Here is a 24,278-nt window from a genome sequence, read left to right on the forward strand (position 1 = left end):
CCACCCCAGCCGCGGATCAAAGCGCTGACGCGGGTGCGTCAGTCTTTGTAGTACTTTTGACCGCGGTACCAGTAGGCTACTTTTTCATCGGGCGCATCTTCAGCATCTGCAACCTCTGTTTGGGCCGGTGGGTGATCGGCGTCCCTCTTAAGCTGGACAACGCGCATGAGCTTCGCTGCGACAGGGCCGGTTTCTTCAAGAGGATTCTCTTCGCTTTCGTCGTCAGCGATTGCCAGCACCGGAAGGTCGTCCGCGTCCAAGGCAGAGGCGTTCTGGTCGCCGCTGTTCAGCTTGATGACAACGATCGCTGCGTTGTCCTGATCCGGGTTGTCGAGGTCCTGCAAGGCTGTGAGCAAGGCTTTGGCAATCTCAAAGCAATGACCGCTTTGCGTTTGTTTGAGCGTTTTTGCGATTGTCGCGCTTGACAGGAATTGCAGTCCATCACTCGCGGCAATGACGATGTCATCAGGCTGCAAGGCGACGGGACGGCTTGGGCAGTCAATCGCGTCAATCACCCCGCCCGACATCGCTGATGTGAGCGTGTTGCGATCAGGATGGTTGCGACCGGCTTCTTCGGTCATCGCGCCGACCTTGATCATCATGTCGATCTGCGGTGCCATCGAGTGATCTTTGTTCAGTTGACGCAACGCACCGTCGCGGAACAACAACAGCGGGGAGTCCCCGACAGAGATCCAATAAAGCTTGTTTTGCCGGATGACCGTCGTGAGCAGGGTCGATCCCATGCCGTGGGTTTCGTCGTCCGTCTTGATATGGTCGGCGATGCGCTGGTTTGCGGCATCGGTGACGGCGCGCAGTGTCTCAGGAATGTTCAGGAGCCCATCATCAAGCTGCCCTTCCTGCATTTTCAACTGCGTGAAAACCTCAGACATGACGAGCGCGCTGGCAATGGCCCCGGAGGCATGTCCACCCATTCCATCAGCCAGAACAGCAAACCCTGTTTCCTGACCTAAAGGAAAATTGGACACCAACTGATCTTCTTGGCTCTCACGCGCACCTTTGTACGCCACAGTGGCTACATCGAAACTAAGTGCATCGGATTGCACTGATCTTAGATCGGACATCATGATCCAACTCCGGATTATGGGACTAACAAAACACTTGAGGCTCTACGTTCAACACACCCCAACAGCATTTGCTTAAGAAATGATAATGTCGACAATTGGACGCAGATATGTCAGGCGCAGGTCCGCTTGTTTCCAGACTGCCGGCAGAAAGATGAGTTTCAAAATAAATGAATAGAAACAATGTTCTATTCGTCGCGGCTGTCGATAGAGCAGTTGCTACATTGCGCGTCTTTCAGCCATGAACGCCAACCCTGCCGTGCAAAACGGGCTTACATTCACGTTGTTTTTCATTCAGCGGGATGGTTTTTTCGATCTTTGACCGGTTCGGGTTTGGACATATTGAATGCCACGCCCTTGATCTGTGCTTGAACCACACGATAGGCATCCCTGAACGGCACCCAGTAAAGCCGCGTACAGGAGGTCAACTCTTCTGCGTTGCCCTCACCGATGCCAAATTTCACATCTCTGTTGTCCTCTGGCATGTGATAGGTCTTGAAAATGACATCCCAGATCGGAAACATGAAGGCAAAATTCTTGTCGAGATGGTCAGGGTGAGAGCTGTGATGCACATGATGGTGTGCAGGAGAGGGAAAAATCATGGACCATTTTCCCGGCCAGCGCAGCCAGATGTGGCTGTGGCGCAGATTGTAGCCCACCGCATTGAACGCCAGCGTAAGAAGCGGAATACCCAAGAGCGCCGGGACGCTGGGGATGTATCCCAGAAACCGCAAAGTCGCGCCAACCACGATGCCGTAGGTGGCACCAAGTACGGTGTTATACAGAAGATTGTCGATGGGATGCTCGCGGTAATTCGACACCGGATGCATGACTTCTGCACTGTGATGCACCTTGTGAAACTGCCACAGCAAGGGCGACTTGTGCTGCAGATAGTGGCAATACCACGCCATAAAATCAGAGATGACCATCGTGACGATCATAAAGGCAATCGAAAGCGCGATCCCTTGTCCCGTGGAAAGTGTGCTTTGGTTTGTTGCCTCGGTGATCGAGATACCTCCCGATGCCCAGCGAAATGAAGTCACCAGAACCGCAACGTAAAACCCGGCAATCAGGAACTTTCCGATAAGGCTGTGAAAGAAAAAGTACCTCAGATCGAGCCATGCCGATGGATGACTCCAGACTTTTTTCGGGAACAGGAATCGCAGGAATGTCTTTTCATCCGAAACCAGTTTGGCCTTGGAACTTTTGTAGATCAGGAACGCCATGATCACCGAAGTGAGTACATAAACATAGTAAATGCGGTGATTTGGGTCACTCATGGCATACATAGTCTGCTCTGCATTCAGCAGAAAGCTACGTCCAAATTCCCAGATCAAATCCATTCCGCACCTTAACCCGAACCATGTAATCCGTATAGAATACTATATTGTGACCACAAAGAGATGGATTTTTGGCACAATGGCGATGAAGAAGACGCCAAACGCGAACCTATATGACGGACTATGCCTTTTGGCGTTCTGCAAGCCTCGCCAGATTGCGCGCTAAATCTTCAGGCGCATGCCCTTCATGGACCGCTTGGCGCAACAGTTCCTTTTGCGTCACAGGCGCCAGCCCATTCAAAGGCGGGTCGCGGTCAAGGTTGGTGGGAAAGGAATACCCTTCTGCGATCGCGCTCAAAGCAGCCTCCAAGGCGGCGGGTGCGAGTGATCCTTCGGCATGGAACCTTTGCAGTGCAGGAAACGCCGCTTTGCACATCGCGGTGCGGTCAACGGTTTCCATCGCCCGGCCAAAAGCGGATGAGATCTGGAGCAGGTTCACCATCCGGTGGATGTCAGGCGTCTTGTTTGCGCCTGCTGCATGAAACAAAGCCGGGCTAAAGAACACGGCATCCCCTTTTTCCAGTGGCAATTGCACGTGGTGGGTTTCGAAATACGCCCGGAAATCATCGCGCCGCCAGGCGGCATAGCCCGGACGGTAAAGCTGTGAAAACGGCAAGAGCTTGGTCGGCCCGCTTTCCACCGCGATATCGCAATGTGCGATGCCACCCTGCAAGGTCATCAGCGGCGACAGGTCATGAACATGGGCGGGATAGGTTGCGCTCACATCCGCTGTCTGGAACCCCAGATGATAGTCGCGATGCGCCTGCTGCGCCTGTCCGCCCGGATGCACAAGGTTGACCTGTGCTGTCATCTGATAGTTCGGTCCAAGCCATGCTTCACAGGCGGCATCAATGGCAGGGCTTGCGAAATACCGCACAAAGATATCCGGAGCCGCCTCGCACAGCTTTTGGAGCGAATTCCAAACCCTGTCGTTGGAGCCGGCGGCGGCAAAATGATCCGCGCCACCGCCGTTCTTCGCTTTTTCTGCCGCAATAATTTGGTCATAGATGGCGGTTGCGGCATCAATTGCCGCGTGATCGGGGCATGCGCCTTTGATCACAAACACCCCTGCCCCGCTATGCAGAATCCGCGCCCATTCGCCCATCAACACACGTCGCGCGGACGGGTCCGCCAAGACAGCCGCCAAAGCCGCGCCATCGTAGACCGGGACGTTCTTGGGCGCCGCTATGGCGTGGGGCAGATCTGCCAGATTGACCGTCTGCGCAACAAGAGCTTTGAAATCGTCAAGATTGCAGCGGTTCGCGTCATAATAACCGGCCGCGTTTTCTACCATCTTGTCCATCAGTATCTCCTAGAGATTTGCTGCATCGCGCTGTGCGATCCAATCGTGAGCCGGGTCATTTTTGAAGCGCCACTTGCGCAGCGGTCCGGCCATGACGTTCAGATAATAAAGCTCATAGCCGTAAGGGGCAGCGCAGGGGTGGTGGCCTTTGGGGACCAGAACAACATCACCGTCCTTGAACGCCATGGTTTCATCCAGCGTGCCGTCCTCGGTATAGACCCGCTGGATGCCAAAGCCCTGCCCGGGGTTCAGGCGGTGGTAATAGGTTTCCTCAAGATAGGTCATGTGGGGATAGTCGTCCTCGTCATGACGGTGGCTGGGATAGGACGACCAGTTACCCGATGGCGTAAAGACCTCTGTCACCAGAAGGCTGCCCGCGACATCGCGCGCTTCCATGGCGATGTTGTTGATGAACCGCTGATTTTGTCCGATGCCGCGCGGGGTAAGTTCGATCCCGTCAGGGCCAATGCGCTGCACCGGATAATCACCCTGCGCAGGGGCGGAACAGACCGCAAGGACGCAGTCTGTCACAGCCGTTGCCGTCCAAGAGGTGTCGCCCGGCACATAAAGACAATGCGGCGGTGTCTTCTCGAAAACGGACATGCGCGCGCCCATCACGCCGAAACGCTGCGCTGCGGCTGACACCTCTGCCTTGCCTTCGACGATCACCAAAATGACTTCGCGCGCGCCGGTGGCCTCGGCCGCAGTCTCGCCCGGCTTGAGGTGGTAGAGCCCGAAACCCACATAATCCCAGCCCGCCGCGGCAGGTGTGATATCGTGGACTTTGCCAGAGTGGCCAGTGGGCGAGCGCAAAAGGTCGGTCATGAGTTTCTTCGCAGTTTATTAAATGGAGCAGAGCACTAGGAGGCATCCTTGTCCGTCGGGTGATCCCCGGGCAAGTCGAAATCGAAAAAGAAGACATAGATGGCATAGGCACCGATGCCGCCCACCAGCAGCGCCCAATAGGGGTTCCCGCTGACAATCTCTATGACGGTCCAAAGCGCAAGCAGAAGTACAACCGCAATACGCCGCCAGAAGGGGCGGAAGAAGGGATGGCGCAGGTCAAGAAGATCCTTCCGACGCGCCGCCATCACACGGTGCCGCCAAGTGAGCCTTCCAGCGTGGCAAGCTCTTGCCCACCGGCCATCAGGTCTTGCAGCTCTTCCGGCGTGATTTGCCCGCGCTGCGCTGTGCCCAAGGTCTGACCTCGGTTCAACACGGTAAAGCGATCGCCCACCGCCAATGCATGGCGGACGTTATGGGTGATAAAGACCACGGCAACGCCCTCTTTGCGGACCTTGTCAATGGTGGCTAGGACGTTGGAGGTCTGGCGCACGCCCAAAGCTGACGTCGGCTCGTCGAGGATCAGCACCTTCGCGCCGAAATGAACCGCCCGCGAGATCGCAACTGTCTGGCGCTCGCCGCCTGACAAGGTGCCCACGGCCTGATCCGGTCCGCGCAGGTTGATGCCCATCTTGCGCATCGCCTCCATCGTGACCCGATCCGCATGTTCGCGGTCAAAGAAATTGATGCCCAAAACTTTCTTCACAGGCTCGTTGCCCATGAAAAAATTGCGGCTGACCGACATCAAGGGAATCATGGCCAGATGCTGGTGGACCGTGGCAATCCCTGCCTCCATCGCGTCGCGCGGGTTTTCAAAGTGCATCGGCTTGCCGTTAAAGATGATCTCGCCTTTGGTCGGCTTGTGCACACCGGACATCGTCTTGATGAAGGTTGATTTGCCGGCGCCGTTGTCCCCCAGAAGGCAATGACATTCACCGGGGTAGACGTCGAACGACACGCCGGCCAGCGCGATCACCGCGCCAAAGTGCTTTTCGATGTTGCGCATCTCGATGATCGGCGCGTGCTCTGTCCGCGTGTTCATATCAACGCTCTCCTGTGATCATGCGGCGGATATAGGTGTTCAGGATGACGGCCCCCAGAAGGATGACGCCCAGGAAAACCCGAAACAGCGAACTTTCGACGCCCGCAAAGAACAGGCCCTGCTGCACAACCCCGAAGATCAAGGCCCCCAAAGCCGCACCCAGAACCGACCCGTAGCCACCCGTGAGCAGCGCCCCCCCGATGACAACCGCGATAATCGCCTCGAATTCCTTGAGCAAACCACGGTCGGCACCGGCAGAGCCGAACTCCATCACCTGACAGGTCGCAAAGACGGTGGCGCAGAATGCGGTGAACATGAACATCAAGATCTTCACTCGGTTTACGGGAACACCGGAATTGCGTGCCGCTTCCGCATCGCCACCAGCGGCAAAGATCCAGTTCCCGAAACGGGTCTTGGTCAAAAGGACATGGCCGAAAATCACCAGCCCTAGCGCCCAGACAATCAGCATCGGGATCCCGTCAACCACAGGCTCGCCTGCACGGTTGCCGCGCTCGAACACCTCGATTACGCCGATTTCGCCCAACCACCGGAATGTGCCGGTCAGAATCTTGCCGCCAAAGACAGCACCCAGCCAATCGCCCTCGGCCGCCTCGCGGATGCCGCCAATGATTGTCTTGCGCTCGATGGTTTGGGGCAAAAAGATCGTAAAACCGCGCAGGATGAACAGGAATGCCAGCGTCACGATAAAACTGGGCAAGCCAGTGCGGATGCAGATGATCCCGTTCAGCGCACCAATCGCAATACAGATCGCAAAGGTCAGCAAAATGGCGATCCACATGGGCCAGCCCAGTGTGACACCAAAGATCGCAATCAACATACCCGCGAAACCGATCATGGACCCGACGCTGAGATCAAATTCGCCGGCGATCATCAAGAGACAGGCACCCACGGCAATGATCATGAACTGCGCCGAAACGACCGACCAGTTCAGCACACCCTGACTACTGAACATGCCGCTGTCGGATGCAATCGCCAGAAAGAAAACAAAGACCGCGATGGTGCCCACGATGCCGCCCAATTCAGGGCGGATCAATGCGCGCCGGAAGGACGACATCTCTTTGACGCGTTCATCAGTCTTGTTGGAAACGGTGTCGGACATGACCTTCTCCCCATCGGTCTCGTCTGGATAAAGTTGGGACGGTGTCGGGTTTACCGGCACCGTCCCTGATCGGTACTAGCGGAATTCGCCAGCGAACTTGTCGACCATCTCCAGGCCGGAGGCGGTTACAAAACCGGGGCCAGAGTTGATGTTGTTGCCGGGCAGAACGCCATAGCGGTGGTAGTTGGCCATCACGATAACCGGCAGGTAAGCCTGCAGGAACGGCTGTTGGTCGATACCCCAAGCGATCACGCCGGACTTGATGCCGTTCACGATCTCTGTGCCAAGGTCGAAGGTCCCGAAGTAGATATCACCGGCCATCCCGTTTTCATCCAGCGCAAGGAGTGTGGGATCAGCAGAGGTTGGCCCGAGTGTCAGGACCGCATCGGTATCTGGGTTGGCAGACAGATAAGCCAGAACGCGGTTCTTGATCTCCGCAGGGTCCTGACCGGAATCGATCATCTGGTTGCCCAGCTCAATGCCCAGACCATCGGCAAAGCCTTGGCAACGCTCGGTGGATGACGGCGAAGAAATGTAGTGGTTGACACAAAGGAAGCTGCCAACGCCATCACCCTTGGCACGCAGACCAGCGGCGAAACCTGCATCATATTCGGGCTGACCGACATACATCAGCGCACCGACTTCACGGGCCTGCTCTGGCGTACCAGAGTTGATGATGATCACGTCAACACCGCTTGCGACAGCATCCATGATCGGGCCCTTGAGCACGTCAAAATCGGCCAGCGTCGTGATGATGCCATCAGGCGCAGAGGCTGCAGCCTGTTCGATGATGCGGGCCATGTCAGCCAAATCACCCGTTGGCGGGTTCCGGTACTCGACAGAAACGCCCATTTGCTCGCCACCCAAGGCAAGGCCATTCTTGATGGTGTTCCACCAGCTATCACTGTCAGGCGCGTGGCTGACCAAAACATAATTGAGGTCTGCACCATGCGCGTCGGCGTTTGCCGCCAACGGTGCTGTGAATAGCGCCGCGCCAAGCGCGAGCGACTTGAATACTGTTTTCATGAGGTCCTCCCAGACACATAACTTTACGTGGCCCAACGGTTTCGCCGCCAGACACGGATAGAAAAGCACAGGGCAAGTCAAATTGCAACCGGTTGCAAAAATCAACCTTCCTTTTTTTGGACCCGTGGATATAAGCTATGCAAAACAGGGGTAAGCTTGTGGCGATCACACTGAAAGAGGTTGCAGAGATTGCGGGCGTTTCGCGCTCGGCAGTGTCGCGGACGTTTACCGAAGGGGCGTCGGTCTCTCCCAAGACGCGCAAAAAGGTTGAAAAGGCCGCGCGCGAATTGGGGTATAGCCCGAATGCACTGGCCTCTTCTTTAACGACCGGACGCACAAAGCTGATCGGCCTGATCTCCAACAACTTTCACAACCCGTTGTTTCTAGAGGTTTTCGACCTGTTTACCCGACGCCTGCAAGAAAAGGGGCTGCGCCCGCTTCTGGTGAACCTCAGCACCGAAACAGACCCCGAAAACTCGCTACGGATGCTGCAACAATACTCTGTCGACGGGGTGATCGTGGCCTCCTCGACCCTTTCGCCCGAGTTCGCCAAGGCGTTTCGTGATGCGAAAATTCCTGTCGTCCATTCCTTTGGACGGTTTGCCAGCGCCCCGGATGTGCATGTCGTCGGGATAGATAACGTCGAATGTGGTCGTATGGCGGCCCGCACGCTGATTGCCCGTGGCTATCGCCGGATCGCCTTTATGGGCGGGCCCAAGCAAGCGACCTCCACGATTGACCGCCGCGCCGGCTTTCTGGAAGTGGCGAAGGCCACCAAAGGGATCACGGCGACTGAAAGCTATGCCACCGCCTATTCCTTTGCCGCAGGCCGCGCAGAGATGCAGGCGTTGCTGAAATCCACCCCGGCAGAGGCTTATTTCTGCGGCGACGACGTGCTCTCTATCGGTGCGCTTAGCGCGATTGCCTCGGCGGGATTGCGGGTGCCAGAGGATATCGGAATTATCGGGCTGAATGATATGGAGATGGCGAAATGGGAGAACTTCAACCTCACCACCATTCGCCAACCCATCCAGCAGATCATCGACAGTTCAATTGAATTGATCGGGGCTGTTCTGGAAGATCATGACCGCCATCCCGAAGCACGGCTTTTCGGTTGCAAGGTCATTGAACGGGGAACGCTTCGGCCCCTTTGAAAGGGCCAAAGCGTCGTTTTCAAACTTTACTGGTACATCGGGGGCCGGGCATCGACCCATGCGCCGGACTGCTTGGCCGAGTTGACCGCCGCATAGACAGCGGCCATCGACCGCAACCCATCCACGGCGGTCGGATAATTGCCGGTCCCGCCCCGCAGTTTTGCGGCCAGATCAACGTAGATATTGGCAACCGCCAAAGGAAAGCCCTCCGGGTGCGCAATCGCGACCCGCGACATGCGGTTGGCATCGTCGGAAAGCCCTGCCTCGCCTTTTTCGATGATCTCGACCCGGCCGCCCAACTTGTGGAAGAACACCTGATTGGGTTGTTCGGACGCCCACCGCAATCCGCCCTTTTCCCCAAAGACCTGAATATCAAGGCCATGCTGACGCCCCAAAGCGATGGTCGAGGTCCAAAGCCGCCCGACAATGCCACCTTCGGTCCGGAAATTCACCATGGCATCATCTTCGAGCACGCGGCCTGCAACGGTCGAGGCAAAATCCGCGCTCAATGTGCGGACCTCGTCACCGGTGATAAAGCTGGCCAGATGCAGGGCGTGAATGCCGCAATCCGCCATTTGCCCTGATACACCGGCCTGTGCCGGATCGTAGCGCCAGCGCACACGTGGGTTTTCGGCGTCGTCACCTGCCGCATGGTGGCCGTGGCTGAAGTTTGTAACGACAGTGCGAATGGCGCCCAGTTCGCCGCCCGCCACCATTGCCCGCATTTCACGGACCATCGGATAGGCGCTGTAGCAGTAGTTCACGGCGCAGACCTTTCCCGTGGCAGCCGCGATTTTGACGATCTCTTCGCCCTCCTCCACGGTCATGGTCATCGGCTTTTCGCAAAGCACGTTGAACCCCGCCTCCAGAAAGGACTTGGTGATCTCAAAGTGGGTATTGTTCGGTGTCGCGACGGTCACAAGGTCGAGCCTGTCATCACGGTTGCGCTCGCCCGCCAGCATTTCGGTCCAATCGCCATAGGCGCGATCTGCATCCACGCCCAGCGATTGCGCATAGGCGCGCCCTTTCGCGGGGTCCGCATCCAGCGCACCTGCGGCAAAGTTGAAATTGCCATCAGCCAAGGCGCCCAAACGGTGGGCCGGCCCGATCTGGCTGCCTTCGCCGCCCCCGATCATGCCCCAATTCAGTTTTGCCATCGTCCTGGTTCCCTAGTTAAAGCCGATTGATTGCAGATAGGCGCGGTTGGTCTTGGCATCGCCAAGCGCATCTGTGTCGGGCAAGGTCGGATCGCAGTCTTGTTCCACCGTGCACCAGCCTTCAAAGCCGTTCTCGAGCAGGATCTCGCGGACGCGCGGGAAATCCACATCGCCATCGCCCAGGTTGCAGAAGATCCCCTGCCCGCAGGCCTCGTAAAATCCGGTGCTTTTGGCGATCACATCGGCCTTTACCACCGGATCAATGTCCTTGAAGTGCATATAGCTGATGCGCGAAATGTAGCGTTCCATAAAGGACACCGGATCAAAACCCGCATAGGAATGGTGGCCGGTGTCAAAGCAGATTTTGAGGTGTTTTTCGTCCACCTCATCCAACAGTCGGATCAGTTCCGGTTCGAAATCCATGAAACCGGCGGCATGGGCGTGGATACCCACGGTCAGCCCGTATTCCTCGGTCCCCATCTTTGCGATCTGCGCAAAGCGGTCGCGGAACACGGTCCATTCGGCCTTGTCCATCTGCTCGGCCGCGTCGCTGCGCCCTGCCGTGGGTGCGCGTCGTGGCGAGATGGAATCGATCAGCACCAGATGCTGGGCGCCATGTGCCGTCAGCGCCTTGCAGGTCCGCACCGCCCCGTCCAGCACATCGTCCCATTGCGCGGGGTCATGGAATGCGCGGAAGACAACACCGCCGATCAGTTCCAGATCAAATTCGGCCAGCGCATCGGCCAGGATCGCGGGGTCTTCGGGCATAAAGCCGACAGGGCCCAGTTCGATCCCTTTGTAACCTGCTTCGGCGTTCTCGCGCAGGACGTCGCGCCAGCCCGGGTTGCGCGGGTCATTCGCAAATTCAACACCCCATGAACAAGGTGCATTACCAATTCTGATTGTCACGCGCAGGGTCTCCTTTAAGCGCTTTGAACCGGGGTCCAGGCCCCGGATGTTTGGGAAAGACGTGCAGCCGATACAACACGCGAAACGGCAAGACCATCGGCAAAGGTCGGCCACCGCGAGGCCCCATCCGCGATGGCCTCCAGAAAGTCGCGCGCTTCGATGATGATCTGATCCTGATAGCCGGTGCCATGACCGGGACCTTGGCAGAACGGGGCATAGTCGGGATGCGCGGGGCCGGTCAGGATCTTGCGAAAACCGCGCTCGGCCTCGGGCCCTTCGGCCTTGTAAAGCCATAGCGCGTTCTGGTCTTCCTGATCAAAGCGGATCGCCCCTTTTGTGCCTGTAATTTCATAGGCATAGCCCATCTTACGGCCTGTCGCGACACGGCTGAAAAACATATGCCCCATGGCGCCATTGGCAAAGCGGCACATCATTTGGCCTTGGTCGTCATTGGTTACGGCAATACCGCCGCGTGTCGGATGAACAGTCTCGATCTGGGCCATCACGGATTCGACCGGCCCCAGCAGGGCCAAGGCCGCGTTGATCATATGCGGAGCAAGGTCGCCCATCGTGCCATTGGCCGCACCATCGGTGCGCCAATTGGCGGGGATGTCGGGATCGGCAAGAAAATCCTCGGTATGCTCTCCGCGAAACCAGGTGATCTGGCCCAATGCACCTTGCGCGATCAGTTGGCGGGCGAATTGTGATGCGGGTGTGCGGATGTAGTTGAAGCCGATCATATTCACGACACCGCTGCGCTGTGCTGCGTCAGCCATCGCTTCTGCGTCGGCCACCGAAGCCCCCAGCGGCTTTTCGCAAAACACCGGTTTGCCTAATGAAAACGCCAGTTCAGCGGCAGCGCGATGGGTGGACTGCGGCGCGGCGATAACAACAGCCTCGACCAATGGGTCGCGCACCAGCGTCTCCCAATCCTTTGCGGCGCGGGCGAACCCGAACGCATCGCGATAGCCTTCTGCCGATGTCATCGAAGAGGCCGCCACCATTTCGAGCCTTGGGCGCAGGCGGGTGTTGAACACCGCCCCGACAGCGGCATGGGCCACGGCATGCGCTTTGCCCATATAGCCGCCGCCGATGATCCCTATCCCGATCTCTTGCATCCGCGCTCCTCCCGAAAAAACCGATTGCAACCGGTTGCAACACGCGTATCTTTAAATCAATAAGACCGTCAAGCACGATAGCGCCAGCACGGCACAAATCGACGCGTCAATGGGAGGACATTTCTGATGGGTGATCACACCGTCCGTTTGACAACGGCACAGGCCATTATCCGGTACCTCAACGCCCAGTTCATCGAGATTGACGGGACGCGGCAGCGGCTTTGCGGTGGCGGCTTCGGCATTTTCGGGCACGGCAATGTGACCTGTCTGGGTGAAGCGCTTTATGAGCATAAAGACACCCTGCCCCTTTATCGCGGCCAGAACGAACAAAGCATGGGTTTTGCCGCCGCAGCCTATGCCAAGTACCACTTGCGCCGCCGGTTCATGTTCTGCACCGCCTCTGCCGGGCCGGGCACGGCCAATCTGCTGACTGCGGCGGCCTTGGCCCATGCCAATCGTCTGCCTGTGTTGATGCTTTGCGGTGATACCTTTCTGACCCGCCTGCCCGATCCGGTGCTGCAACAACTCGAGCATTTCAACAATCCTGCCTTGGGCCTGAATGACGCTTTTCAGGCGGTCACGCGCTATTGGGATCGCATCACGCACCCTGCGCAAGTGATCCAGACCTTACCGGCGGCCCTTGCCACCATGCTTGACCCTGCCGATTGCGGACCTGCGTTCTTGGCCTTGCCGCAGGATGTGCAAGGCTGGGCCTACGACTATCCGGTCAGCTTTTTTGCAGAGAAAACCCACCGGATCCGCAGAATCACCCCCGATGCAGACGAGATCGCCGATGCGGTCGCCCTTTTGAAATCAGCCAAGCGGCCCGTCATTATCGCGGGGGGTGGCGTGCAGTATGCGGGGGCTGTCGCAGAGCTGACCCGCTTTGCCGAAACCCACCAGATCCCCGTGATCGAAACGATCGCAGGGCGCGCGAATCTGCGCAATGATCACGCGCTCAATATCGGCCCTGTCGGGGTTACCGGATCAGATAGCGCCAATGCTGTGGCCGAAGCGGCTGATGTGATCCTCTCTGTGGGTTCACGTTTGCAGGATTTCACGACCGGATCATGGACCGCCTTTGCCAAGGACGCGCGGTTTATCTCGCTGAATGCGGCCCGCCATGACGCTGGCAAGCATCAATCCTTGCCGGTTGTGGGCGATGCCAAGCGGGGCCTGCAACTGTTGGAGGCGGCGATGGCTGGTTACCAGACGCCCGCAAGCTGGACCGCCTTTGCGCAGGACGAACGCAGAAAATGGGATGCCTATGTCGCCGAAAACGTGCGCCCCGGCAATCGCCCGAATTCCTATGCGCAGGCGATCGGCATCGTGAATGCCTTGTGTGATCCACGCGACCGTGTTGTCGCGGCCGCTGGCGGGTTGCCCGCCGAAGTGACGGCCAACTGGCGCACGCTGGATATCGGGACCGTCGATGTGGAATTCGGGTTTTCCTGCATGGGATACGAGATTGCGGGCGGCTGGGGTGCGCGTATCGCGCAATCCGAGGCCGAGCCGGAAGCCGATACCATCGTCTTTACCGGTGACGGGTCTTATCTTTTGATGAACTCCGACATCTATTCCTCTGTTCTAACACAGAAAAAGATGATCGTCCTTGTGCTGGACAATGGTGGTTTTGCCGTCATCAACAAATTGCAAAACAACACTGGCAACGAAAGTTTCAACAACCTGCTGGCCGATGCACCGACAATTCCAGAGGCCTTTGCCGTCGATTTCGTGGCCCATGCGGCAGCGATGGGGGCCAATGCGGTCTATGCGGACACTGCCGAAAGTCTGGCAGCGGCGTTCAAGGCCGCTAAAGCCGCCGACAAAACCAGCGTGATCGTCATGAATGTCGACGCCTATGAAGGCTGGACCACCGAAGGTCACACATGGTGGGAGGTCGGCACACCCCATGTCACCGACAACCCCAAAGTCCGCGAAAAGCACCTCGAGATCGAAGCCAGCCGCGCCAAGCAGCGAAAGGGCGTCTGATGGACGTTCTGAAAGGCATTCAGAAAAAGAAGTTTCTGGTGATCGGGCGCGTTGGCATGGATTTGTCGCCCGAACCCGCCGGAACAGCGATCAAGGACGCAAGCTCTATGATGGTCGCGATGGGCGGATCATCGGCCAATATCGCGGCTGGATTGGTGAAATTGGGGATGCAGGCCGCCCTTGTCACCCGTGTGTCCGATGATGCTATTGGCCAATATTGCACCGGACAACTGGCGCACTACGGCGTCGACGCAACCCACGTCAAACCCATCGCAGGCGAGTTCCGCAATTCGCTGGCACTTTATGAAACGCGGGTTCAGGACCATAACTCGGTGATCTATCGCAACGGTGCGGCGGATTTCCAGATGAGCATCGCAGATGTCGAAGCCGTTGATTTCAGCCAATACGGCGCATTGATCACCGCAGGCACCGTTTTTGCAGCGGAACCGTCGCGCAGTGCGGCGTTTCGCGGGTTCGAACTGGCCAAGGCTGCGGGCCTGCCTGTGATCTTTGATGTCGATTACCGCCCCTATAGCTGGCCTTCGCCACAAGTTGCCGAAGAGGTTCTGTCCAAGGCCGGAGAGATGTCGGATATCATCGTGGCCAATGACGAAGAATTCGGCTTTATGGCCGGTGGCATCGACAAGGGGCTGGCAAAGGCACGGGCGCTTGCGCAAACCTCGGCCAGCATGGTGGTCTATAAACAAGGGCATCTGGGTGCCATCACCTTTACGGGTGGTCACGAAACGAAATCGGGCATCTACAAAGTGGATGCGCTGAAACCCACCGGCGCTGGTGACAGCTTTATGGCCGGCTTTGTGGCCAGTCTGGCCAACGGATATAGCGTGCATGATGCGGTGATGCGCGGCTCTGCCTGCGCGGCCATCGTTGTGGCAAAACCGGGCTGCGCACCGGCGATGCCAGATACAGCCGCGCTCGAGGCCTTCCTGGCCGCCCACCCCGGTGCCAGCGTGCCCGCCTGAACCGGAAAGGATTTCCATGCATATCGCCCCTTTTGACAACCAGAACAATCCCATCGTCGATGTGGATAACCCCTTGGTTCCGCTAAACTACTTCAACATCGTCAAGCTGAAGAAGGGTGAAAGCTTTGGCTATGCGGTGCCCGGTTATGAAACCTGTATCGCGCCCGCCACCGGCCTGATCGATGTCTCAGTCGGAGGTTTCACAGCCAAGGATCTGGGCGGGCGCGGTGTCGATGTCTGGGACGGCGAACCCGAGGGTGTCTATGTGCCGACGGGCATGGAGGCACGCATGACCTGCCTGTCAGACACGGCTGAGATCTTTGTCGCCGGTGCCAAATTTGACGATGTGCTGGAACCCTTCGCGGTGCGCGCCGACGAGATCGACAAGGTGCAATACGGCTCTGACGACACCAAGACGCATCGCAAGATCAAGCACATCCTTGGCCAGAAACAGCATGGACGCGTGGGGCGCCTGCTGGTTTCGGAACTCTTTACCGTGGGTGCGGGTGGCTGGTCGGGCTTTCCCAGCCACAAGCATGACACCGATCAATTGCCCATCGAGACACGGCACGACGAAACCTATAACTTCCGCTTCAAGCCGAACTATGGCTCGGGGCTTCAGATGTTGCAGCGGGTCGATAACGAACCGGGTGATGCCTATCACATTGTTGATGGTTCGACGATCTGCATCGACAAGGGCTATCACCCCTGCGCCGTCCTGCCCGGCTACGAGATGTATTACTTCACGATCCTTGGCGGCTTAAGCCAGCGGTCCCTGGTGCAGAACTTCCAGGAAACCCACAAAGCGCAGCTTCATACCATTCCCGGTATTCTTGACATGGTGGCAAAATTCAAATGACCCTCGCAACGCTCAAAGACGTTTTGCAACCTGCCCTGACCGGCGGTTATGCAGTTGGTGGTCTGGTCACCCTGGGTTGGGAAGACATGCGCGCCTATGTCAACGCGGCCGAGGCCGAAGGGTTGCCCGTGATCCTGCAAGCGGGCCCGTCCTGCCGCGCCAACACGCCCCTGCCCGTTCTGGGCAAGATGTTCCGCACACTCGCGGCCTCTGTCTCGGTGCCGGTCGTGGCACATCTTGATCACGGCTATACCTATGATGAATGCAAAGAGGCGCTTGATAGCGGCTTTACCTCGTTGATGTATGACGGATCGCGCAAGCCATTGGCGCAGAACATCGATGAAACGGCGCGGATCGCCGAAATGGCCCATGCCGCCGGGATCTCTTGCGAAGGCGAGATCGGGTTTGTCGGTTACAGCGAGGGCGAACATTCCCAAGGCACCGACCCCGCAGAAGCCGCGCAATTTGCCCGCGACAGCGGTGTGGACGCGATGGCCATCTCTGTGGGCAACGTCCACTTGCAGCAAAACCACGAAGGCGGGCTGGACGAGGCCCGCATTCGCGATATCGAAGCCCTGACCGAAGTGCCGCTGGTGATCCATGGCGGATCAGGTGTGCCTTTGGCGCAGCGTCAAATGCTGGCGCGGACCTCGAAAATCTGCAAATTCAATATCGGAACAGAGCTGCGCCTTATGTTTGGTCAATCGCTCCGGTCTGCATTGGCGGCGGATCAGGAGGTCTTTGACCGCATCCAAATTCTCAAGAAAGTTGAACCGGACCTGCAAGCCGCAGCCCGCACCGCCCTGCGCGGCCTTGCCGCAGCAAAATCTTAAAGGAAATCAAGATGCTATCAATCGGTCTTTTGGGATGCGGCCGCATTGGCCAAGTCCATGCCAACAGCCTGTCCAAAATCAAATCCGCCAAGCTGACCGCGGTGGCAGATGCTGTCCCCGCTGCGGCCACGCAGTTGGCGGCCCTGCACAACGCCGAAGTGCGCGACGCAGACGCGATCATCGCCGCGACGGATATTGATGCCGTCATCATTGCCACACCTACCACGCTGCATTTTGACCAGATCCATGCGCTGGCCGCTGCCGGCAAAGCGATCTTTTGCGAAAAGCCGATTGACCTGTCCTCTGAACGTGCTGCCCAGTGTCAAAGCGCTGTAGAGGCTGCAGGTGTGGCCTTTTTTACCGCCTTTAACCGCCGGTTTGACCCCAACTTCGCGCATCTCAAGGCGCAACTTGCCGCCGGTGCCATCGGAGCGACCGAGATGATCGTGATTACCTCGCGCGATCCCTCTCCGCCGCCAGCCAGCTATATTGCGCAGTCCGGCGGGCTTTTTCGCGACATGATGATCCATGATCTGGATATGGCGCGGTTCCTGCTGGAAGAAGACCCTGTCGAGGTCTTTGCAACCGGATCTTGCCTTGTCGATCCTGAAATTGGTGCTGCGGGCGATGTGGATACGGCCGCGGTCACTCTCAAGACAGCTTCGGGCAAGATCGCCCTGATCAACAATTCGCGCCGCGCCACCTATGGCTATGACCAGCGGATCGAGGTGCATGGCTCCGGGGGCATGTTGCGGGCCGCGAATATGTTGGAAAACCTCGTGGAACAGGCAGGCGCGCATGGCTTTACCGCAGCGCCCAACAAGCACTTTTTCCTGGAACGCTACGAGGCCGCATATCTTGCCGAAATGACGGCTTTTATCACCGCGATTACAACAGAAACGTCGCCGAATCCCTCCATCGCGGATGGTGTCGCGGCACAACGTCTTGCGGATGCGGCAACAGAATCCTTGCGCATCGGTGCGCCGGTCAGATTGGACTGATCGGGCACGACAAGACCCGCCCTGCAAACGCTGCCGGTCTAGAGTTTATAGGCCGGCAGTAACTGGAAGGCGTTTTTGAGCGCATCACCCCAGCCTTGCGAAATCGCCTGATAGATCGGATCGTTTTCCTCGATCCGGCGGCTAATGCCCTGCTTGAAACTATCAGCTTCATAGACTTGAAGATCGAAGGGTAAGCCTACGGAAAGGTTTGATTTTACCGTCGAATCAAAGGAAACAAGCAGCAGTTTCAGCGCCTCTTCGAAACTCATCTTCGGATCATAGGCACGCACCAAGATGGGCTTGCCGTATTTGGTTTCGCCGATCTGGAAAAACGGCGTGTCATCGGTGATTTCGATGAAATTGCCTTGGGGATAGACAAGGAAAATCGTGGGTTTGCCGCCCTTGATCTGGCCACCAATAATGACCGAGGCCGAGAACTGATCTTTCGCGTTTTGCCCTTGATCGGCACTCTCGCCGATCACTTCCTTAAGGGTAGCCCCGACCAGACGGGCCACCTGAAACATGGTCGTTTCATGCAGGATACTTGGGTTGCGTTCTTCCACAGCTTTTGACCGTTCTTCCAGAAGGCTGATCATTGATTGGGTCGTGGCCAGATTGCCCGCCGTCATGATCGTGATCATGCGGTCGCCCGGCACGTGCCAAGAGAACATTTTCTTGCTGGTTGCAAAGTTGTCGACGCCGGCGCTGGTGCGCGTATCGGCCATAAAAACCAGACCGTGATCAAGCCGTAAACCGATGCAGTATGTCATTCATTCTTACCTGCGATATGGATTGTGTTAGGTCTACTGCTGAACCTGCAAGGATACAATCATCTGCTCTGTCGAATTGCCCAAACGCATCCCTTCTGTCGGGGCCGCGTCACGGGCATCGCGGCCCACGGCGATCCGGACATATTTTTCGTCTGACGAAACCCCATTCGACACATCAAAGCCCACCCAGCCCAGACCGTCGACATGGGCCTCTGCCCAAGCGTGGGTCGCCTCTTGTTCGATCTGGTCGTTGATCATCAGATAACCGCTCACATAGCGGGCCGGAATGCCCTCGGACCGCACCGCCGCGATAAAGATCTGCGCATGATCCTGACAGACGCCTGCCCCGATTTCCAAAGCCTCGGATGCCACTGTGTGACTGTTGGTGACACCGACCTGATAGGGCACGGCGTTGATAATGCGATCCGACAACGCATGCAGCGCTGCGATCTGATCGGGCTGCGCGCCAAATCCCGCCGCCAAATCCCGGATGCCGTCATTGGGCGCCGTCGCAAGCGTCGGTTGGCGAAAATGCCAAAGGGGCGCGCGCCCGTAGACCGGACCCAGAACGCCGGTGGCGTTGTTTGTAATGACGGTGCCTGCCGCCACGATCTTGACCTCGGTGGCCCCCACATCAACGTTCACAAGATCGACGTGGTTCCCGTATTGGTCTGTGTAATGGGTTTCGGACTTGCCGCCCGTTACCTCGATGCGCCAGTCCAGAACGTCCTGAACCGTAACACGCTGCGGGGTCAGGCGCACCTTTTGCAACGCATAATCAACGGGTTGATCATAGCGATATGTTGTCGTGTGGCGAATTTGCAGGCGCATTAACTATTGAACCTATAATCGAGTTCGATCTGCTGCCCGATCCGGGCATTCTCGACGATCACACTCATCAGGAATTCGTGCAACCCTTCTTCGAAAACCGAACTGATGTCACGGTCTTTCAACCGCGCAGAGAGCGTCTGCGCCAATTGCAGCGATTTCTTGGGTGTTTCGTCATACATGCCCAGAAACCCAAGGTTGTCGACAATCTTGCTGGCACAAAAGCGCAAGGATCTTGGCATGCGGCCATCAAGGATCAGGAAATTGGCGATAGCGGGGGCGGTGAAATCATCCTCGACCGCCCAACGGAATGACCGATGCGCGGAAACGGATCTCAGGATCGTCTCCCACTGGACGTTATCAAGCCGGCTTCCGACAAAAGACGGCGCAGGCAAAAGCGAGTAGTATTTCACATCGATGATGCGCGCGGTGCTGTCCATCCGCTCTACAAAGGTCCCAAGGCGGCAGAAATCATAAATATCATTGCGCAACATCGTGCCGTGTAGCGCGCCACGTACCACAGCGGACTGCTGGCGGATGGTCGACAGAACCGAAGGCAATTCTGTCTGCGGAATAGGATTCTTGAGCAGTTCCGTCAGAACCATCCATGTTTCATTGACGCTGGTCCAGACTTCGGTCGTCAGCGCTGTACGCACCAGACGCGCGTTGTCCCGTGCCGATTTGATCACAGACAAGACAGAGCTTTGATAATCAGTGTCTTGCAAAAGGAAGTTAACGACAGATTCGCTTTCGTAGGTCTGATACTTCGCCTCATAGGCATCCTGCGCGGCAGAGGTGGCGATGATGGATTTCCACTCTGCCTCGGCTCCGGTCGAGCGGGTCAGCGCGATGCGAAATCCTGCCTCGATCAGACGCGCTGTATTCTCGGCACGCTCGAGCGAACGGAACATCCAATAAAGACCACCGGCGGTTTTTCCCAGCATTCTAGTCTTCCAATATCCAAGTGTCTTTGGTGCCGCCACCCTGGCTCGAGTTCACCACAAGGCTGCCAGCGGTCAGCGCCACGCGGGTCAAACCACCGGGGGTTATGTTCACACCATTGGGCGAGACAAGCGCAAAGGGCCGCAGGTCCACATGCCGCGGGGCCAGCCCTTTCTCGGTAAAGATCGGCACGGTCGAAAGCGACAAGGTCGGCTGCGCAATGTAGTTGGCAGGTTTGGCCCTGAGCTTGGCCGCAAAGGTTTCCAGCTCTTTCTTGCTTGCGGCCGGTCCCACCAACATCCCGTAACCGCCAGAGCCATGCACCTCTTTGACGACCAGTTCCGAAAGGTTATCCAGCACATAGCGCAACATATCAGGCTCAGAGCACCGAAAGGTCTCTACATTCTTCAGGATCGCCCGCTCGCCGGTATAAAACTGCACGATATCAGGGATATAACTATAGATCGCCTTATCGTCGGCGATCCCTGTGCCGGGCGCATTCGCAATGGTGATATTGCCGGCCCGATAGACATCCATGATCCCCGGAACACCCAGCATCGACTGCGGGTTAAAGGTGAGCGGATCAAGGTATTCGTCGTCGACACGACGGTAAAGCACATCAATGCGCCGGTATCCCCGTGTCGTGCGCATCGCAATATGGCCATCCACGACCCGCAGATCATGGCCTTCCACCAGTTCCACACCCATCTGGTCAGCAAGGAAACTGTGCTCGTAATAGGCAGAGTTGTGAATGCCCGGTGTCAACACCGCAACACAAGGACGCCCAGAGCAGGACTGGGGTGCGCAGGCTTCGAGTGAGCGGCGCAGGGTCTTGGGGTAATCGCTGACCGGTTGCACCTTGATCTGGCTGAAAAGCTCGGGAAACATCTGCAACATCGTTTCACGGTTTTCGAGCATATAGCTCACACCGGACGGTGTCCGCGCATTGTCTTCAAGAACGTAAAAGTCGTCCTCGCCGGTCCGCACGATGTCAGTCCCGACGATATGGGTGTAAACGTCGCCCGGCGGGCTGAATCCAATCATCTGCGGCAGGAAAGCGTCATTGTTCGCGATCAGTTCGATCGGCACGATCCCCGCGCGCAAGATTTCCTGCCGGTTGTAGATGTCATGCAGGAACGCGTTGATCGCCCGCACCCTCTGGTCAATCCCCTTGGAGAGTTTTGACCACTCCCCGTTGGACAGGATGCGCGGCACCAGATCAAACGGGATCAGCCGCTCTTCGGCATCATCCTGACCATAGACGTTGAAAGTGATCCCCGTCTTGCGAAAGAACGCCTCGGCCTCCTTGGCTTTGTTGGCCAATCGGTCCGTATCCTGCCCGGAAAACCAGGCTTCATAGGTTGCATAGGGGGATCTGGCACCGGCACCGGAAACCATCTCGTCAAAGAAACTCGTCAACGTATTCATGATGTGATCCTATCGAAATGCAAAGCCGCCGCAATGCGATCCGTGTATCGGCACGCGAGAGATTTGTATAAGTCGGGAATATGCATGTTTTTCTTGCACTTGCCTAGCGTGCAAGCACAAGTTCGGCCTTGAGGCCACCAAGACGCGCACTTTCGCCCAAACGCAGGACCCCGCCATGGGTGCGGGCGATATCGGCCACAATCGAAAGCCCAAGGCCGACTCCGCTCCCCTTGTCCTGGTTACGGGCGGGATCGAGTCGGACAAAGGGGCTTAGCGCCTCTTCATAGCGCTCGGGCGGGATGCCTGGACCGTCATCCTCGACCCAGAACCGGACGGCGCGATCGGTGACACTGACACCGATCTCTGCCTTGGTGCCATAGCGCAAGGCGTTGCCGACCAGATTGTCCAATGCCCGCCGGATCGCAAGTGGACGCATGCCCACCGGATCGCCCGTGCCCTCGATCGCACCAAGAACCAGCTTTTGGCCGGTCCGTTGCGCGTCATTCAGGATATCGCGCACGATCGCGCCCGGAACCGTGGGCTCAAGACTGTCGCCGGCATCGCTGCGCGCGAAGTCAAGAAACGCATCCAGAAGCCGCTCCATATCATCGACGTCGCGGGTCATCGCACCTGCCTCTGCCGATCCCAACATGGACAGGCCAAGGCGCAGACGGGTGAGCGGCGTGCGCAGATCATGACTGACCCCCGAAAGCATCATCGTCCGGCTTTGGGTCTGCCGTTCCAGCCGGTTGCGCATGTCCAGAAAGGCCATCCCCGCCGCCCGCACCTCTACGGCACCGGTCGGGGTGAATGGCGTAATGCGGCCTTTGCCATAGTCTGCCGCAGCGGCGGCCATGCGCTTGATCGGCCGCAACTGATTGCGCAAGAACACATAGGCGATGGCCGTCATCAGCCCCCCAAGCACCACCATGATCACCAGCAACTGATGCGGGTTAGAGGCGGACATCCGGTTGCGGCTCAGATCCATCCTGAGCGGCCCATGGCGCGTTGCAGCCCAGACCACGACCCGCCCACGGTCCTCGAGCGAGACCGCCAGGATATCATCCACCCCGGATCGCAGCGTTTCAATCACCGTTGATCCGGTCAGATCAATAAACGGCTTGATATCCTGCGGGACCTGATCCGTCGCCGGCAATTCCGTTCTGATCTGTAGCGGCGCATCAATCATAGCCAAGGCGGCGCGTGCGTCCGCAATGTTCGATTCACGGTTCACCGTATCGACCAAAAACCGAAGCTCGATATTCACGGCACTTGTCATCAGCCGCGTGACGCCGTCAAAGTGGCGCTGGATAAACACAACCGAGACCAGAAGTTGCAGCAGCAAAACCGGCAGGATCAGAATAAGTGCAGCACGGGCATAGATCCCGCGCGGCATGTAATTTTTGATCCAGCGAAAAAACATGGCTGCAGGCTATCGGGCCTCATCCAAAACGGAAAGCGTCGATCGTGCATGGCGGGTTAGAATTTGCGCCCCGCGTCGGGGACCCCATGATGCTGCGGCCCGATCTGGCCTTGGTCCTTGCGCCCAATGCCTCGCCGATGACCGGTCACGGGACCAACACCTATCTGCTGGGCCAAGAGACGCTCGCTGTCATTGATCCGGGGCCGGATGATCCTGATCACCTCGCGGCCCTGCTTGCGGCGATTGATGGGCGCAAGGTCACGCATCTCCTGGTGACGCACAGCCATCTGGATCACGCACCCTTGGCGCGCCCTTTGCAGACGATCACAGGTGCGCCGATCTTTGCTTTCGGCGACAGCGATGCAGGCAAAAGCGCAATCATGCAACAGCTTGCTGCGGCGGGTGTGGCGGGCGGCGGCGAAGGCATTGATCGTGACTTTTCGCCGGATATGCACGTGCAGGACGGTCAAGATATCGGCGGGGATTGGGGCCAAGTGACCGCCTTGCATACCCCCGGCCATATTGGCAACCACCTTTGTTTTGTCTGGGGCGATGCGGTCTTTACCGGCGATCATGTGATGGGCTGGGCCAGTTCGCTGGTGTCACCGCCTGATGGCGACCTGACAGATTTCATGGCCTCTTGCAGACGCTTGCAGAGGGTTCCCGCACAGGTCTATTTCCCCGGTCACGGTGCGCCGATCACCGACCCCGCCGCGCGTTTGACCTGGCTCATCGACCACCGCACAAACCGCGAGGCGCAGATCCTTGCGGCCCTCTCTGATGTGCCTTTGCCAATCGCCGAAATCACCAGAAAGATCTACACCGATGTGCCCAAAGGACTGCTGGCTGCGGCAGAGCGCAATGTCTTCGCCCATCTTGTCGATCTGTATACGCGCAGGCAGGTAACGGCCACGCCCTTGCTGTCAACGACGGCGACCTTTGCCCTTATTCCGCAGAAAACACCCAGCCCGTAAGTTTTGCACAAACTGCGCGAAAGGCTCTGGACGTCACAGAATCGCATTGCTATATGGGCGCGAGTGTTCCGACGTAGCTCAGCGGTAGAGCAGTTGACTGTTAATCAATTGGTCGTAGGTTCGATCCCTACCGTCGGAGCCAAAAACCCCA

The 24,278-nt window shown here is 57.7% G+C and carries 23 protein-coding genes and 1 tRNA gene; 8 read left to right on the plus strand and 16 right to left on the minus strand.

What is annotated here, in order from left to right:
* Positions 1 to 38 precede the first annotated feature (38 nt).
* The 8 genes from NWQ23_RS01920 to NWQ23_RS01955 all read right to left on the minus strand — a co-directional run bounded on the left by NWQ23_RS01920 (position 39) and on the right by NWQ23_RS01955 (position 7,756).
* Positions 39 to 1,082, minus strand: coding sequence for a PP2C family serine/threonine-protein phosphatase (locus tag NWQ23_RS01920; protein ID WP_306164548.1), 1,044 nt, complete (start codon positions 1,080 to 1,082; stop codon positions 39 to 41).
* A 290-nt stretch (positions 1,083 to 1,372) separates the two neighbouring features.
* Positions 1,373 to 2,362 (minus strand): sterol desaturase family protein, encoded by a 990-nt coding sequence (locus tag NWQ23_RS01925; protein WP_306164549.1) that lies wholly within the window; start codon positions 2,360 to 2,362, stop codon positions 1,373 to 1,375.
* A gap of 181 nt (positions 2,363 to 2,543) precedes the next feature.
* On the minus strand, positions 2,544 to 3,725 hold the full coding sequence (locus tag NWQ23_RS01930; RefSeq protein ID WP_306164550.1) for a phytanoyl-CoA dioxygenase family protein: 1,182 nt from the start codon (positions 3,723 to 3,725) through the stop codon (positions 2,544 to 2,546).
* Positions 3,726 to 3,734: 9 nt separating this feature from the next.
* Positions 3,735 to 4,550, minus strand: coding sequence for a 5-deoxy-glucuronate isomerase (gene iolB, locus NWQ23_RS01935; protein WP_306164551.1), 816 nt, complete (start codon positions 4,548 to 4,550; stop codon positions 3,735 to 3,737).
* A 35-nt stretch (positions 4,551 to 4,585) separates the two neighbouring features.
* Positions 4,586 to 4,816 carry a hypothetical protein gene (locus tag NWQ23_RS01940; protein WP_306164552.1) on the minus strand — a complete coding sequence of 77 codons (231 nt, stop codon included), beginning with the start codon at positions 4,814 to 4,816 and terminating at the stop codon, positions 4,586 to 4,588.
* Positions 4,816 to 5,610: an ATP-binding cassette domain-containing protein gene (locus tag NWQ23_RS01945; protein WP_306164553.1), complete on the minus strand. Its 795-nt coding sequence runs from the start codon at positions 5,608 to 5,610 to the stop codon at positions 4,816 to 4,818. Before NWQ23_RS01945 ends, NWQ23_RS01940 begins: the two co-directional genes overlap by 1 nt.
* Before the next feature lies 1 nt (position 5,611).
* The gene (locus tag NWQ23_RS01950; protein WP_306164554.1) at positions 5,612 to 6,730 is read right to left on the minus strand and encodes an ABC transporter permease; all 1,119 of its coding nucleotides are present in this window, start codon (positions 6,728 to 6,730) and stop codon (positions 5,612 to 5,614) included.
* 75 nt (positions 6,731 to 6,805) lie between these two features.
* Positions 6,806 to 7,756 carry a sugar ABC transporter substrate-binding protein gene (locus NWQ23_RS01955; RefSeq protein WP_306164555.1) on the minus strand — a complete coding sequence of 317 codons (951 nt, stop codon included), beginning with the start codon at positions 7,754 to 7,756 and terminating at the stop codon, positions 6,806 to 6,808.
* A gap of 158 nt (positions 7,757 to 7,914) precedes the next feature.
* On the opposite strand from NWQ23_RS01955, the gene NWQ23_RS01960 reads away from it, so the two are divergent.
* The gene (locus NWQ23_RS01960; protein ID WP_306164556.1) at positions 7,915 to 8,910 is read left to right on the plus strand and encodes a LacI family DNA-binding transcriptional regulator; all 996 of its coding nucleotides are present in this window, start codon (positions 7,915 to 7,917) and stop codon (positions 8,908 to 8,910) included.
* A 26-nt stretch (positions 8,911 to 8,936) separates the two neighbouring features.
* Here NWQ23_RS01960 and NWQ23_RS01965 read toward each other — a convergent pair whose 3' ends face one another.
* The 3 genes from NWQ23_RS01965 to NWQ23_RS01975 are packed head-to-tail and all read right to left on the minus strand — an operon-like array spanning position 8,937 to position 12,094.
* Entirely contained in the window at positions 8,937 to 10,067 is a 1,131-nt protein-coding gene (locus NWQ23_RS01965) for a Gfo/Idh/MocA family protein (protein ID WP_306164557.1), read from the minus strand.
* Between the two features lie 12 nt (positions 10,068 to 10,079).
* Complete coding sequence (locus NWQ23_RS01970; RefSeq protein ID WP_306164558.1) at positions 10,080 to 10,976, minus strand: sugar phosphate isomerase/epimerase; 897 nt, start codon at positions 10,974 to 10,976, stop codon at positions 10,080 to 10,082.
* 14 nt (positions 10,977 to 10,990) lie between these two features.
* Positions 10,991 to 12,094 carry a Gfo/Idh/MocA family protein gene (locus tag NWQ23_RS01975; RefSeq protein ID WP_306164559.1) on the minus strand — a complete coding sequence of 368 codons (1,104 nt, stop codon included), beginning with the start codon at positions 12,092 to 12,094 and terminating at the stop codon, positions 10,991 to 10,993.
* Between the two features lie 126 nt (positions 12,095 to 12,220).
* Here NWQ23_RS01975 and iolD point away from each other — a divergent pair, with 126 nt between their 5' ends.
* From iolD to iolG, 5 genes are read left to right on the plus strand one after another with little or no spacing between them, the layout of a single operon-like run.
* Positions 12,221 to 14,086 carry a 3D-(3,5/4)-trihydroxycyclohexane-1,2-dione acylhydrolase (decyclizing) gene (gene iolD / locus NWQ23_RS01980; RefSeq protein ID WP_306164560.1) on the plus strand — a complete coding sequence of 622 codons (1,866 nt, stop codon included), beginning with the start codon at positions 12,221 to 12,223 and terminating at the stop codon, positions 14,084 to 14,086.
* Positions 14,086 to 15,069 (plus strand): 5-dehydro-2-deoxygluconokinase, encoded by a 984-nt coding sequence (gene iolC, locus NWQ23_RS01985; protein WP_306164561.1) that lies wholly within the window; start codon positions 14,086 to 14,088, stop codon positions 15,067 to 15,069. Before iolD ends, iolC begins: the two co-directional genes overlap by 1 nt.
* Before the next feature lie 16 nt (positions 15,070 to 15,085).
* The gene (locus NWQ23_RS01990) at positions 15,086 to 15,928 is read left to right on the plus strand and encodes a 5-deoxy-glucuronate isomerase (RefSeq protein ID WP_306164562.1); all 843 of its coding nucleotides are present in this window, start codon (positions 15,086 to 15,088) and stop codon (positions 15,926 to 15,928) included.
* Complete coding sequence (locus tag NWQ23_RS01995; RefSeq protein WP_306164563.1) at positions 15,925 to 16,761, plus strand: class II fructose-bisphosphate aldolase; 837 nt, start codon at positions 15,925 to 15,927, stop codon at positions 16,759 to 16,761. The genes NWQ23_RS01990 and NWQ23_RS01995 overlap by 4 nt, the downstream gene beginning before the upstream one ends.
* Positions 16,762 to 16,772: 11 nt before the next feature.
* The gene (iolG, locus tag NWQ23_RS02000) at positions 16,773 to 17,762 is read left to right on the plus strand and encodes an inositol 2-dehydrogenase (protein WP_306164564.1); all 990 of its coding nucleotides are present in this window, start codon (positions 16,773 to 16,775) and stop codon (positions 17,760 to 17,762) included.
* A 38-nt stretch (positions 17,763 to 17,800) separates the two neighbouring features.
* Here iolG and NWQ23_RS02005 read toward each other — a convergent pair whose 3' ends face one another.
* From NWQ23_RS02005 to NWQ23_RS02025, 5 genes are all read right to left on the minus strand, one after another.
* Positions 17,801 to 18,532 carry a proteasome-type protease gene (locus NWQ23_RS02005; RefSeq protein ID WP_306164565.1) on the minus strand — a complete coding sequence of 244 codons (732 nt, stop codon included), beginning with the start codon at positions 18,530 to 18,532 and terminating at the stop codon, positions 17,801 to 17,803.
* Between the two features lie 33 nt (positions 18,533 to 18,565).
* Entirely contained in the window at positions 18,566 to 19,363 is a 798-nt protein-coding gene (locus NWQ23_RS02010) for a transglutaminase family protein (protein WP_306164566.1), read from the minus strand.
* A complete protein-coding gene (locus NWQ23_RS02015) occupies positions 19,363 to 20,304 on the minus strand; it encodes an alpha-E domain-containing protein (RefSeq protein ID WP_306164567.1) in 942 nt (313 codons plus the stop codon). The genes NWQ23_RS02010 and NWQ23_RS02015 overlap by 1 nt, the downstream gene beginning before the upstream one ends.
* A 1-nt stretch (position 20,305) precedes the next feature.
* Positions 20,306 to 21,730 (minus strand): circularly permuted type 2 ATP-grasp protein, encoded by a 1,425-nt coding sequence (locus NWQ23_RS02020; RefSeq protein WP_306164568.1) that lies wholly within the window; start codon positions 21,728 to 21,730, stop codon positions 20,306 to 20,308.
* Positions 21,731 to 21,833: 103 nt separating this feature from the next.
* Positions 21,834 to 23,153 carry an ATP-binding protein gene (locus NWQ23_RS02025; protein WP_306164569.1) on the minus strand — a complete coding sequence of 440 codons (1,320 nt, stop codon included), beginning with the start codon at positions 23,151 to 23,153 and terminating at the stop codon, positions 21,834 to 21,836.
* Between the two features lie 89 nt (positions 23,154 to 23,242).
* Between NWQ23_RS02025 and NWQ23_RS02030 the strand changes: the two genes are divergently transcribed.
* Both NWQ23_RS02030 and NWQ23_RS02035 read left to right on the plus strand, forming a co-directional pair.
* On the plus strand, positions 23,243 to 24,127 hold the full coding sequence (locus NWQ23_RS02030; RefSeq protein WP_306164570.1) for an MBL fold metallo-hydrolase: 885 nt from the start codon (positions 23,243 to 23,245) through the stop codon (positions 24,125 to 24,127).
* 67 nt (positions 24,128 to 24,194) lie between these two features.
* A tRNA-Asn gene (locus tag NWQ23_RS02035) sits at positions 24,195 to 24,269 on the plus strand.
* Positions 24,270 to 24,278: the final 9 nt, after the last annotated feature.

It is taken from the genome of Yoonia sp. (assembly GCF_030731595.1).
In the GTDB taxonomy this organism is placed as follows: Bacteria; Pseudomonadota; Alphaproteobacteria; order Rhodobacterales; family Rhodobacteraceae; genus Yoonia.